Below are 12,833 nucleotides of genomic sequence, written 5' to 3'. Positions count from 1 at the left end.
CTCTATGGAAATTAATTAATATGAATATAAACATTACTGAGACTTGATCCCCGCGCTTATTTCTTTGGAGCCTGCCAGACCGTTATACCGTCAATGGTGCTCTCTAAGTGAGGGATGTTTTGTTGAAAGTAATAACCGGCAGCTTTTGCATCTAAGCTAGAAGCCCCCTCCAGCATCTGATCGGGTTGCTGGCTATTAAACAGACCGTTACTCAATACCTCGCCAGACGTACTAAAGCTAATCTGCCCTGTTTCTTCATGGCTTAGTTGAAGCGCGGTAGAAAACTTGCCTTTGCCAAAATCTATCTGCAACATACTACTGTCAACATTGAGATCGAACTGTTTACCTCCAGCATAATAAAATGCCGCCGCATCCTGCAGAGTAAAGCTTATGTTGCCTCTCTCTGGATTGATCGTCTCGAATAGCTCATTGGGGCGATAGAGTGAGAACCTGTCCGTTGCTACAATCAAGCTTTTGTCTATCGTCTTGTTGTTAATACCTGCGGTGACGAGTTGATCTGAGTATATAAACGCAGGTGCGCTAAATTTGTCGGAAGGTGTATAAGACCAGAGCATATCTTGCTGCTTTGGGATATCTTTAGGCATAAACTCATTAACATCAACTTCTTCCGCTCCACCAAACTGATCGGCGTGCTGGTCATTAGCGTCCGCCAAAATCGTCACCGTTGATGATTGCTCTAAGCTGGATGGTTCCGTCGCACTGGATGTAATATTGATACTTGTATCACCAGAGGCTACCGTATTGCTTGACGCCCCAGTACTAGAAATCCCTGTATTTGAAACCTCTGTATTTGAAGCCCCTGCGCTATTTGCGACAATAATATCCCCAGACTGGGATTGCTCATTAGTCTGTGTGGCACTTGTGCCATTCTCAGTATTTGTTTGAGCGCTTCCGGTCGAATCTGCAACATTGTTTTTCGCGGTGTTTTTTGAAGAGTCTGTCTGACTTTGTGACGGGTTACTGTCGTCTTGTTTTTCTGAGGACTGAGCTGCAACGCGAATTTGAGAGCTTGCCAAAGGAAGGCTTCCAGAGCTAGGCGTAAGTTTCGCCAAAAGCTCATCATTTAATAGCAAGTTAGAGGTTGGCGTTGTTTCAAGGGCAAGTTGAAGCAGTTGGGGGCGAACAGAAAATGAATTGAATTCGACCAATTGGTTGCTATTGCCTTTAAGCTCAATACCGTCTTTGGCGCAGGGGCCAAGCGCTAGCGAATGGCATTCGCTCGAAAAAGGAGAGACAACAATAGCGCCCTCGCTAACAAAAGTACGAACTCTGTCTGCATCTGCTAGCACTGTAAAATCAGTGCCGCGAACACCAATAGCCGCAATGGGCGTATTTAAACGAAACTTCTGATTATTCTGTTTAGCGGCACTACCAGAGACGGAACGAGCAAGACCTTCCTCTAGATTAAAACGTACCGCATTAAACTCTGGTGATTCTGGGTCGTAGTCGTACATTTCGATAGAGAGCCGACTACCGGGGCGCATACTCAGAAGCGCATTATCAATAAACTGTAGATGCAAATAACCGCTGGTAAATGTCACCAAGGTATCACCGGAGTACAACTCCATGCCTGAGCTGGCTTCCTGCTTTTTGCCATCACTACGTTCAACAACTGCTTGGCCTAGGGCTAAGGTTATTTTTCCGACCTTATGATCAGCCGCATAAGTTAAAGGTGATCCCACGGTAGATATCACCAATAGGGTAAGAAGAGGCACCCAGCGCATCTTTTTAAGCAAGGCACGAAGCGGTAAAAGCAGTGTTTTTGAACAAAGCTTGCTTGATGTAAAGTGCCTGTTGGTTGATTGCTGCTGCATAATCTCACCTGTTACTGATGCATTGGAAAAATGCATAATGTACTTGTAAGCAAACATAAATAATGACAATACTATCAACTGGTTAATAGATAATCTGCTGGTTACACGTCCGTTAAGTTGTAGCATGGCATTCAAGCTTACTTTGTATCCCTGCCATTCGATCATCATAGCAAGGCGGTGGAGCAGTATACGTGATGACAATCACACATAATGCGTAAATTCTATGCTTAAATGTTTCGATCATAAATTCTAAGGTGACGCGCCACCCAAAGCGATATCAGGGCTAGGGGTTGGTATATCAAGGTTTAAAGAGGATTAAAGATTGAATGCTGAAATGTAAGGCTACTGGAAATATCCCTGAAACGTAACGGTATGGGGTTGGCGACTGTTTTATTTTTTACTTGTTTTTATTCAGTTTTTTATTTAATTCTGCTTTTTCGATCATGCTGTTTTGAGGGATTAATGGCCGTCTCTATTGAAGTCCTAAGGCGATTTGACCTTCTCCATGAATTAACCGATTCCGCATTAGAGCCGCTAGCTGCCCACGCTGTCTTGCGCAAATTCTCACGTCGTGAAATTGTGATCGATCCCGGTCAGGCTGAATCAAACCTATGCTTTCTTTTTGAAGGGAGTCTACAAGGCGTCGATTTTACCTTGGACGGTAGAGAGGTTGGCCTTTACTTTGTAAGGCCAGGGGACTTCTGTGGAGAAGTCGGCCTTTTTGGCCATCATCCTAACCCAGAGTTTGTCGTGGCCTTGGCAAAGTCTCAAGTGGTGCTATTACCTTTTAGTGCGATTGAGAGCGTTATGTATGACATCCATCCCTTGATTAAAGTGTTAAGCCAGCGTCTTGCACGCTGGGTGATTGAACTGACTCAACAGCGCTCTGTATTATCATTAACCAGTATTCCTTTGAGAATTTACCGGCAGCTTGCCCAGTTAAGCGGGCTGGATTTAATAGATAACCCTCAAGCAGTTGCTAGCTCGCAAGGTGCAGGAGGCCGTTCCAAGGTTCCTGATCTTACGCAAGAAATTAATATTGCCAACCCGCCAACCCATCAAGAAATGGCCATTATGCTCAATACCAGTCGAGAAACGGTCACGCGTGTATTTCAATCCTTGCAGGCAGAAGACATCGTGCAAAGAAATGGCACCAGTAGCCTCATTATAAAACAGCCGGAAAAACTGTATCATCTTGCCCTTGGCGACGGGTAGGGTCGGCGTACCAGGCCTGTATAAAAATTGACCGCAATAGCTGTTAATAAAACAACGACCAAAGCAAGAAAAGGGGATACAAAAAGTGCGAACATATTTTTGGCCAAAAGAGTATTTTGGTCTGTTGTTTCAGATGACGCAGCGGGATGTCGTGCAGCGCTATAAAGGGTCATGGCTTGGTATTGGCTGGTCGATTGTAACGCCTTTAATTATGCTGGTTGTTTACACCTTTGTTTTTCAATTTGTCTTTCAAGCACGTTGGCCTGGTGCTGTCGCTGAAAGCACAAACAGCGGCGGGCATTTTGCCTTAAATTTATTTGCCGGTTTAATCTTCTTTACCTTTTTTAGTGATGTTATGACCCGCGCCGCTAGCGCAATTCTGAGCCAGCCCAATCTAGTGAAAAAAGTCGTGTTTCCACTGCAGTTGCTGCCTTGGATTATTGTTTTGTCTTCGGGGTTTCAAGCGCTTATTAGTTTAGGCGTGCTACTGCTGGGGGCAACCTTTTTGGCCGGTAGTATTCCGAGTAATATTATTTACCTGCCCTTACTGTTGTTGATCTTTATCCCGATGCTTTTAGGTATGGCCCTAGCCTTTTCGGCTCTTGGGGTCTATTTCACGGATACTCAGCATATTGTCGCCATGATCACCGCGCCCTTAATGTTCTTATCGCCTATTTTTTACCCAGTATCTATGTTGCCAGATTGGGCGCAACAATGGATATATCTGAATCCGTTAACACTGGTTATACAGTTGTCTCGCTCTATTTTCTTAGGCAACCCTTGGCCTGATACATCATCCTTAGCTATTTTTATCGCATTTTCCGTTTTTGTTGCCTTATTAGGTGCGCTTATTTTTGCCAAACTACGTCGAGGGTTTGCCGATGTCCTCTAATCCTGTTATTGCATTAAAAAACGTCAGCAAAACCTATCGTCTGTTTCGTAAACCTTCAGATCGGCTAATAGAATCTCTACCCTTTGTAAAAGCCAAGTCCAAGCCTTTTATCGCCCTTAATCCTATGGACTTAACCGTAGGTGAAGGGGATATTATCGGTTTAGTGGGGCGTAATGGCGCGGGGAAATCAACGCTATTACAACTTATTTGTGGCACCCTACAGCCCAGTAGCGGTAGTGTTTCGATCAAAGGACGAGTAGCGGCTTTATTAGAGCTTGGTTCTGGCTTTAATCCTGAATTTACAGGGCGTGAGAATGTCTTCCTCAACGGCGCTATTTTAGGCTTAAGTCGTAGTGAATTAGAGGCAAAGTTTGATGAGATTCACCGTTTCTCTGAAATAGGCGATGCCATCGATCAATCGGTAAAAACCTACTCCAGTGGCATGTTTGTACGGCTCGCCTTTGCCGTAGCGGTATGTGTTGATCCCGACGTGCTTGTCATCGACGAAGCTCTTAGTGTTGGTGATGGCGCTTTTGCCAAAAAATCATTTGACCGCATTATGCAGTTAAAAGAATCCGGTAAAACTATCTTGTTCTGTTCTCATAACCTGTATCAAGTGGAAGCGATCTGTAATCGTGCGCTTTGGTTACACCAAGGAACAGTGGTTGCTCAAGGTAATCCCGCTGATGTGATTCACCGCTACGAAAGCTTTCTTTATGGTGTTGAACAGGGGGATACCTCGCTTCCCGTGCCCGACAAGCCACAAGATCCGGGGCGACCACAGTTTAAACAGGTACGCATCACCCTTGATGGTAAGACCGCAACTCAAACAAAAGTCCCCGAAGGCATTACTGGACAAAGTTGTTTAAGTATCTATGTGAGCTGGCAAGGTGCCGCTGGACACCCCGCACCCTCTCTTGCGGCCACTGTTCATGGGGCTGACGGGCGCTTAATTGCCAGTGCAGGCTCTCATATCGACGAATATAAACAGCAGCAAAGCGATGATGGCAAAGGCGATGTACGCTTGGATTTTCCCAAGCTACCCCTATTAAAAGGTGAATACTGGGTTGAGGTTTACCTGCTATGTGAGCAAGGCATCCTGTTTTACGATCAACAGATCCCCGCCGCTCGTTTTAAAATGCAATCACCAGATTTTAGCTTAGAGCAGGGCGTGTTTCATTTAGAGCGAGAATGGCACAGTGAAGCACAAGCTAAGACAACCGTAGAAAAAATAGAAGAAAAAACAGAAAAAGTGCCACAAAAATGAGTTCATTAAGCTACAGCCCCATGAGGCTCTTGATTGTTACCCGAGAAAACGAACAAGACAAAGCCTACGGCTTAGGTAAAACCCTACAGCCATTGTTGCAAGCGTTAGCGAACCGAGGCCACCACATTGACTATTTTTCTAAAGACAGCTGTCTTTATACTCATCAGCAATGGCACCCTAAAATTAGCCGGTGGCTAAGACCTATATTGACTAATCTAGCTCCTGCCATAGCCGAGCGCATCGTTCAGGGGATTGCTGCGGCTACCCGTGCAATCGCCACCCATGCCACCCATGTCTGGGCTCATGATCCTTGGCTGGTTTGGGGGATAAAGCTAGGTTTATTGCGAAGAAAATATATAAGACGACCTTTTAAGCTGATCGTTACAGAGCACGGCCTAGGCAGTTTTACATGGGCGGTGACTCAAGATGGCTTAGATATTTCCGATAAAATGTATAAGTGTCTATTAAAAGCCGAACGCCGAGTTTTAATACATGCCGACCATGTGTTTATACCGTCTCATATCGCAAAGGCAGCACTGGTAAGAGACCTACATCTAGAGCGTGCGCAGCATAACATCAGTGTTATGGGATACGGACGCCCCGAGATTGAACTGCCCAGCAAAGCCGCTGGGTTGAGACACTTTGGCAAGCTAGCCACCGATCAGACATTGACCGTTGTTGCGGTAGGTCGATTAGCGCCGGTGAAGAATTTCCCTTTGCTGATCAAAGCCTGTGCCCAGCTTGAGCATAAATACGATACGCCGGTGCAGATTATTATCGCCGGTGGTGGTGATCCCCAGCCCTTACAGGACTTAGCCGCCAGCCTGAATTTGAGCCATAAACCGATCATTCAGTTTGAGGCCGATATTAGCTGGACATTAGCCGCTGCGGATTTATACGTTAGCACCTGTGCCGCAGAGTCTTACGGGCAAGCCAACCGAGAAGCTTTAGCCGCGGGACTGCCTGTCATTGCACCCAGCCAAGGTGGCAGTGGCGAAGTATTAGGCTTAGGGGCCTATCTTATTCCCGTTGATAACAGCGACCAAGGAGCTATAAGGCTAGGGGCTGCTATGGCGGAAGTACTTAACCAACCAAACAACTACAACTACTGGCGCAACAAAGCTAAGCAAGAGAGTGGGGCTTGGCTGGCGTGGGAACAGATAGCGGATCACTATGAACAGCAGCTTATCAAGTAACCAACTTAGCGTGGCTGTTACAGAAACAGCAACAGAAACTGCCAGCTTAGCGCTTTTAGCCGCTAAAGCGCAGATACCACCAGAGCCGCTGGATATTCAGCAGATCAAAAAAGCCCTTGTCCTTATACCGCACCCCGATGATGAAAGTATTGGCTGCGGAGGCTTATTGGCGCTACTTGCAGAGCAGAACATACCTGCGCACCTGATTCTTGTCAGCGATGGCTCCGGTGCCGGTGGCTTACCAGAAGGTGCCGCCCAACGTCGACAGCAAGAACTCGATCAGGCGATCAAACAGCTTGGTGACGGCCTGACATGGGAGTGTTGGCAGCTTGCCGATGGCAGCTTGAGCCAAGAGCCCAGCCTAAAGGAAAAGATACAAGCCAGTATTACCCGCTACCAACCTAGCGTAATCATCGCTCCGTGGTTACAGGATATGCATCCTGACCACGCCGCCACAGGTCATAGGGCGCTGTCTGTATACAGAGACACTGTTTATAACGAAGCGGACGATAAAGCGTCCACCCATAAAGAATCGGTTTTATCCCAAGGTATACTGTTTTACGAAGTGTGGACACCGCTACCCGCCACTCATATTCTGAATATCAGCACGGTTTGGCATAAAAAAATGGCCGCCCTTCAACAGCATAAAACCGCGTTATCCTGTGGTCATTATTTACGGGCGACAGAAGCACTAGCGGCCTATCGAAGCCTGTTAAGCGGGCACTTGGCCGCAGAGGGTGAATATGCCGAAGCTTATTATCATCTTCAGCTTGTGGGACAAAAAACGGAACAAACTCTGGATAGCTCCCCCAGTGCTTTCCTGGATAAAGCCAAAGCTACCACAGCTACAGCTCCCACAAAAAAGTATCAGGTGCGTTACGCCTGTAAGCAAGATGCCGCGGAGCTACGCAACCTATTTATTAATGTATTTGAACACACCCCAGAGACCGATTGGTGGCTGAAAAAATACGGCCACGAGCCGCAGGCTGGAACCGTCGCCGTTGATCAAAATCAGGCGGTTATCGCCTACTACGGTGCATTAGCGCGCCAAGGCCATTGGCACGGCAGCACGTTAAATGCTGCCCAGCAGGCCGATGTGATGGTAGCTCGCCCCTATCGTTTTGCGACCAAAAAGAATGGTGTTTTTGCCGCTGTCAGTCGGCTTTTTCTACAGGAGCAGCTTGGCTCACAGCGTGCTTACCAAATGGCCTACGGATTTCCCACCGCCCGCGCCCTAACGCTGGGTATACGGCTTGGTTTGTATCAAGAAGGTGACGATCTGGCTTACTGGGAACACCGCAGCCCACCCAATCGAATGGGTTTAGGCTGGCAAGTGACGACAACATCATGCCGTAAGCAGAAAGCATGGCAGTGGGTAAATGCACTCAAGCCCTTTATGGCCGATGCGGATAATGTATTTTGGCTAAAAAAAACAGGGGCTTATTGGCAGCAGCGGTTTCGACAGCACCCCAAAAAAGACTACCGAATACTGCGCCTTTACCGCTGGGGGCGATTAAGTGGTGTCGCCATTATTCAGCACCAGTTTGATAGCGCAGCTACTCCTCGGGTAGAAATTATGGACTTAGCCCTAGCGGGAAATCACCCTGACAGTGCCCAGAAACTTATCGCCGCTATTATTAACCACAGCTACAAACAAGGCGCAGAATGCACTACCGCATGGGGCACACGGTTAGCGATAGATGAACTACAGCGCCATGCACAAAGCCTGCATCATTCAGGGGAGTCTAGCGTGGTTGACCAAGGGCGTATGGCCCTACCGGCTGATACCCTTGATGCCCCGCTCACCCCGCAGATTAAAAACCATTGCTGGATGCTCGGCGCAGATACCGATTTCCGTTAAAAACAGGAAAAAAAGAGTACTTAATAGGCAGGTTTTGCTAAAGGCGTGTTTTGATGTGATCGCTATCACGTCAGCAAAAGACGTAACTTATTACACTAGACTGAATATACTAATGATCGTCCTGTAATAATGACGCAATAACAAAACCGCCCACTAGGTTTTATAATGAAACATAAGCCAAGCACCACACAACAAAAGCAGATGCCTGCATCCTTGCCTTATAGTCTTAGCGTTACACCGCTAGGCTCGCGCTTGGGCGTTATCCTGCTGACCAGTGTGGTGGTCTTCGGTTTGCAGTGGTTGTTCGAAGAGCCTGCTCGCCTAATAGAAGAGCGCACAGGTAGCCTAGTATGGCAGGTCAAGCCTGACACCACGCCAGAAGAGCGGGTTGTTATTGTGGCTATTGATGATGAGAGTCTACAAGAATTAGGTGCTTGGCCTTGGTCGAGAGCCACCTTCGCAGAACTATCTGACAAGCTAAATGAATACGGCGTTACCAGCCAAATTTATGACCTTGTTTTTCCAGAAGCCCGTGAAGGCGACCGCCAGCTTAACCAAGCCCTGTTAGCCAATAACGCCCTTATTGGTCAAATACCCCTGTTAGATCCTCAACAGAAATCCTATCGAACTGGCGAGCTAACCAGCGCACTGAACCAAGCGTGCCACCCTAGTATGCCCGTTGCCCACGGTTATTTAGCCAACAGCCCCAGTCTTGTTAATTCAGCCGATATTGCGGGTGGTTCAAGTGCTTTGAGCATTAACGCCGGTCATATCAGCCCAGAAATTGATCCCGATGGAGCCGTGCGCTTTCAAGCTCCTCTGGTTTGCTATAAAGGCCAAGTTTACCCCTCACTGGCACTAGCCACATTATTGCAGAACTTGAATATTACAGATCTGGAGTGGCTAACCGGCTCGGATGCCAACCAAGCCCCTTGGGTCATCACCTCTCCAGACTATCCCTTGCTGCAAGTCCCTGTAAACGATAAAGGTTTAATGCGGGTTGATTACAGCAAAGCACCTAGCAGCTTTACTCAAATATCCGCAGCGGATGTGATCGCCGGACGTATCGACCCTAACCGCCTAAAAAACCGTTGGGTTGTCGTTGGTGCTACCGCCTTTGGTTTGGGTGATCTTGTGCCTAGCCCCCATAGCGGCTTAACACCGGGTGTTGAAATACAAGCCCGAATGATTACCAGCCTGCTAGACCAGAGCGTACCTTACACCCCAAAAGTACAAACCTTTTATCAGGTCGCCTCGGTTAGCTCGGCACTGCTGCTTCTATTATTGCTGGCCAGTCGTGTTAATGTGCATCATAACCGGCTAGCCCGTGGTGCCCTCCTTAGTGCGCCCTTGGTGCTACCCTTGGTGGCTATTGGCATACATTACTGGGGAGTACAGCACCAACTTTGGCTAGGGTGGCTGCCGCTGGCGCTGTATGGCATGGTGACAGCCCTATCGTTGACCGGGCTAGAATACCTGCGTAACCGGCATGAGAAACAACGGCTTTACGACAACCTTAGCAGCTACCTGCCCGAGAATATCGCCAGTGAGATAGCCTTTCACTTGCCTACCGGCCAGCTACATGCTGAGAAATCACGCTGCATTATTTTAAGCGCAGATTTAAGGAATTTTTCTGCCTTTCAGCAAAAAAGCTCGCCTGAGGCCACGGTGCATCTATTACATGGCTTTTTCACCTTAGCAAGCCAAGATATCAGCAAACACCACGGCACACTCTATGAATTAAGAGCCGATGCCCTGCTTGCTGTCTGGCCCTTGGAAGATGACGGTATTGCATCTCAGAGCAACCAGCAACAGGCAGAAAACGCATGGCTTGCCGCATCTGCAATACATCAAGCCGTGCAGCCTTTGCTAGCGAAAACAGCCCTCACCGATATTGCTCCCTTAGGACTAGGTATCGGAATCGCTGCCGGTAGCGTTACTCAAGGGCGACTAGGTTCCGCCCGTCATCGCACGCAAATGATCCTTGGTGAAGCGGTAACGCAAGCATTAAGCCTACAAAGTATGACGCAAGATTTGGCCTACCCTACACTGTGCAGTCAAGCATTAGCTCGGTATTTGCCAGAGCAAAGCTACCAAGCAATCGGCTCTTATCTGCTAGAAGGCGTACGTAGACCGCAAGCCTTATATGCGCCCAGTCAGCAGGAGCTATTAAAGCAAGTTCCCCCTAATGACCTAAGTGATCTGGATGATATAGATGATTTTCATCACCTCCAAGATAATGGTGTTGCCTCTCTACAAGCGTATCGTCAAGCCTCAAAATAGATGTGGAGTCTATCGCAAAAAAACATTTTGATACTGGTTAGGCTATTGCGTTTAGGGCATAATCGCGCTCCTTGTGGCTTGCAATAATAAAAGGCTTACAATAATAAAATGCTAACCCTTTCAATTTAAGAATTCGCAATGATGCAATTACGCTTTAAGGATCAAGGCAATAGCCTATTGTTAGAAGTATCTATTAAAAGAATTGCTAAGAAAGCGACTAAAAGAATGATGTCCCTCCTTATCTTATTGCTGGGATTAAGCATTTTTTCTAAGAGTTATGCTCAACTCCCCCCTTTAATGTTGTCATCACAGAAACAGACTCTAAACCTAGACTTAGCACAGTGTAGGGATTTAGTGCGCCAAGCGATTAACGCCAGTGATCAAGCTCCATCTACAAGCTCGGCCTCACCGTGGGTAATACGCTACCAATTACTACAGCCCTACAAAATGGCCTGTTATCATCATGCCGAGTTTTTGTCTTTTATGGGCGCTGCAGAGTTGTACACCGGTCGCTTAGCCGATGCTCAAGACACCCTAGAACGTACCTTAATGCTTAATCCTAATCACGGGCAGGCATTAATAGACTATGCCCAAGTATTAAATGCCGTAGGACAACCCCTCGCCGCCTACGACCTTAATCAACAGCTACTAAAGCGCAGAGACCTGCCAGAAAAAGTACAAACCTACCTAGAACAAAGGGAAGAGGCTTGGTCAAAACAGTTTAAACGGACAGACTTTAGACTATCCGCCGCATTAGGTTACGACAGCAACTTAAACACCGCCGCAGATTTAAACCAGTTAACATTAACCGACGGCCTAAACACCACCTTAGTTTTGGGTGAATCCAATAAGCCGATTAGCGGCCAAGTGCTTAACCTAAGCGCAGGGGTAAAACACGCCCAGCTGCATAAAAAAAGTATCAGTTACTGGCAGGCAAATCTGTATACGCGCACAGGTATTGAAGACCGGCTGCGTAAAAGCGATTTACGACATGATCAGCAGCAACTAGACCTACTGTATAAAAACGTCATTACCGCCCCTAAAATGAAAGCGAGTAGCAGTGCAGGCCCGCACATCGCTTGGGGATTGGCCGCTAAACAGTTTTGGTATAATAGTAGCAGTCTGTACCAGTCTATAGAGTTACAGCTAGAGTCCCGTAGACTGATTAACGACCAGTGTTATACCGACTTAGAATTGCAGTTTAGCCGACAGTATTACCCGCAGGATCACAGCCAAGAAGCCATGGAATACCGCTTTCAGCCCAGCGTTCAATGTCGGTTGTTACCCAACGTACAGCTATATACCCAAGGCGGCATAGGCTTTAGCAACGCCTTAAACCAGCGCGTAGGCGGAGACCGAAAGCTAGCAGACCTATTAGTCTCCATGCAATATATAGAAGGCACACGCCTATGGAGCTTAAACACCCGATACAGCATCACCCAAGACCAGAAAGGTTACAGCCCATTATTGGATAACAATAACGCCAGAAAAGTGAGTAACACCCAGTTTAGCGGGCAAGTCCGACAGCAAATCACCTCTAGTTTAGATGCCGAATTAAGTCTTCAGCGCAGCGCCCAGCGAAGCAATATAGAACTGTTCGATTACAACGCCACCCGAGTCAACCTAGGTATAGATTGGCGCTTTTAGATAGAGATCGGCGTAATCATCAATGGTGCATCATTATCATCATTTGGCGCCCTAAAGGGCGACCTACATTTCACGGGGTATGGTTGTAAGCATAACCGTAGGTCGGGCTTTAGCCCGTCGAAAGCGTCGTGCATCAGGTGCTTGCTTTGAGGCAATGGTGCGAGACGTTGCTCGTGCCTCGCCCTTTCGCACCCTACGGTTCTCTATTTTTTTCTTTGATTTCGTCTAATTGTTGCGGGGTGATGGATGCGATGCTTAAGATCTGCGTATCGGCTAACCCTGCATTTAACATATTGTGTACCATCTCAACGATGCCTTCCTCCCTGCCTTCTTCTCTTCCCTCTTCCCTACCTTCTTCTCTTCCCTCTTCCCTACCTTCTTCTCTTCCCTCTTCTCGGCCTTCATCCCGTGCGGTGTCGATAACGTTTTTGAGGTCGCGGTAGTATTTTAAGCTGGATTCATAAGCGGTGCGTTCTTCCGGTTTAAAGCGGGCGATGTTGGCTTTACGGAAGAGGCTGCCGAAGATGCGTTCTTGCAGTAGCGGCGGTTGTTTTTGCAGGGTGTGTAGGTGGCGAAAAAGGAAGAACCATTTGTCCTGTAGGCTTTCTAGCTGGTCTTCTGTTTTAGTAAAGTTGGG

9 protein-coding genes are annotated in these 12,833 nt (G+C 47.4%); 7 read left to right on the top strand and 2 right to left on the bottom strand.

Going from position 1 to position 12,833, the window contains the following annotated elements:
* Positions 1-56 precede the first annotated feature (56 nt).
* Positions 57-1,835 (bottom strand): FecR domain-containing protein, encoded by a 1,779-nt coding sequence (locus G517_RS20055; protein WP_051206223.1) that lies wholly within the window; start codon positions 1,833-1,835, stop codon positions 57-59.
* Between the two features lie 462 nt (positions 1,836-2,297).
* Here G517_RS20055 and G517_RS0107980 point away from each other — a divergent pair, with 462 nt between their 5' ends.
* The 7 genes from G517_RS0107980 to G517_RS0107950 all read left to right on the top strand — a co-directional run bounded on the left by G517_RS0107980 (position 2,298) and on the right by G517_RS0107950 (position 12,196).
* Entirely contained in the window at positions 2,298-3,050 is a 753-nt protein-coding gene (locus tag G517_RS0107980; protein ID WP_028303971.1) for a Crp/Fnr family transcriptional regulator, read from the top strand.
* Positions 3,051-3,135: 85 nt separating this feature from the next.
* Positions 3,136-3,942 (top strand): ABC transporter permease, encoded by an 807-nt coding sequence (locus tag G517_RS0107975; RefSeq protein WP_051206222.1) that lies wholly within the window; start codon positions 3,136-3,138, stop codon positions 3,940-3,942.
* Positions 3,932-5,209 carry an ABC transporter ATP-binding protein gene (locus tag G517_RS18310; RefSeq protein ID WP_051206221.1) on the top strand — a complete coding sequence of 426 codons (1,278 nt, stop codon included), beginning with the start codon at positions 3,932-3,934 and terminating at the stop codon, positions 5,207-5,209. Before G517_RS0107975 ends, G517_RS18310 begins: the two co-directional genes overlap by 11 nt.
* The gene (locus tag G517_RS0107965; protein ID WP_028303969.1) at positions 5,206-6,405 is read left to right on the top strand and encodes a glycosyltransferase family 4 protein; all 1,200 of its coding nucleotides are present in this window, start codon (positions 5,206-5,208) and stop codon (positions 6,403-6,405) included. The genes G517_RS18310 and G517_RS0107965 overlap by 4 nt, the downstream gene beginning before the upstream one ends.
* Entirely contained in the window at positions 6,383-8,266 is a 1,884-nt protein-coding gene (locus tag G517_RS0107960) for a PIG-L family deacetylase (protein ID WP_028303968.1), read from the top strand. Before G517_RS0107965 ends, G517_RS0107960 begins: the two co-directional genes overlap by 23 nt.
* A 165-nt stretch (positions 8,267-8,431) precedes the next feature.
* Positions 8,432-10,549, top strand: a complete 2,118-nt coding sequence (locus G517_RS0107955) for a CHASE2 domain-containing protein (protein WP_028303967.1) — start codon at positions 8,432-8,434, stop codon at positions 10,547-10,549.
* A 138-nt stretch (positions 10,550-10,687) separates the two neighbouring features.
* Positions 10,688-12,196: a hypothetical protein gene (locus G517_RS0107950; protein ID WP_028303966.1), complete on the top strand. Its 1,509-nt coding sequence runs from the start codon at positions 10,688-10,690 to the stop codon at positions 12,194-12,196.
* A gap of 193 nt (positions 12,197-12,389) precedes the next feature.
* On the opposite strand, the gene G517_RS0107945 is transcribed toward G517_RS0107950, so the two are convergent.
* The coding region (locus G517_RS0107945) for a PD-(D/E)XK nuclease family transposase (RefSeq protein WP_028303965.1) at positions 12,390-12,833 on the bottom strand (444 nt) is incomplete at its 5' end.

It is taken from the genome of Oceanospirillum maris DSM 6286 (assembly GCF_000422865.1).
Classification (GTDB): Bacteria; Pseudomonadota; Gammaproteobacteria; order Pseudomonadales; family Halomonadaceae; genus Oceanospirillum; species Oceanospirillum maris.
Note: the sequence above shows the minus strand (reverse complement) of the source record. Positions and strands in the feature narration are given on the sequence as shown.

Bases quoted from the DNA above. Each gene is read 5' to 3' on its own strand.
- G517_RS20055 (WP_051206223.1), bottom strand. From the start codon at position 1,835: ATGCAGCAGCAATCAACCAACAGGCACTTTACATCAAGCAAGCTTTGT.
- G517_RS0107980 (WP_028303971.1), top strand. From the start codon at position 2,298: ATGGCCGTCTCTATTGAAGTCCTAAGGCGATTTGACCTTCTCCATGAA.
- G517_RS18310 (WP_051206221.1), top strand. From the start codon at position 3,932: ATGTCCTCTAATCCTGTTATTGCATTAAAAAACGTCAGCAAAACCTAT.
- G517_RS0107965 (WP_028303969.1), top strand. From the start codon at position 5,206: ATGAGTTCATTAAGCTACAGCCCCATGAGGCTCTTGATTGTTACCCGA.
- G517_RS0107960 (WP_028303968.1), top strand. From the start codon at position 6,383: ATGAACAGCAGCTTATCAAGTAACCAACTTAGCGTGGCTGTTACAGAA.
- G517_RS0107955 (WP_028303967.1), top strand. From the start codon at position 8,432: ATGAAACATAAGCCAAGCACCACACAACAAAAGCAGATGCCTGCATCC.
- G517_RS0107950 (WP_028303966.1), top strand. From the start codon at position 10,688: ATGATGCAATTACGCTTTAAGGATCAAGGCAATAGCCTATTGTTAGAA.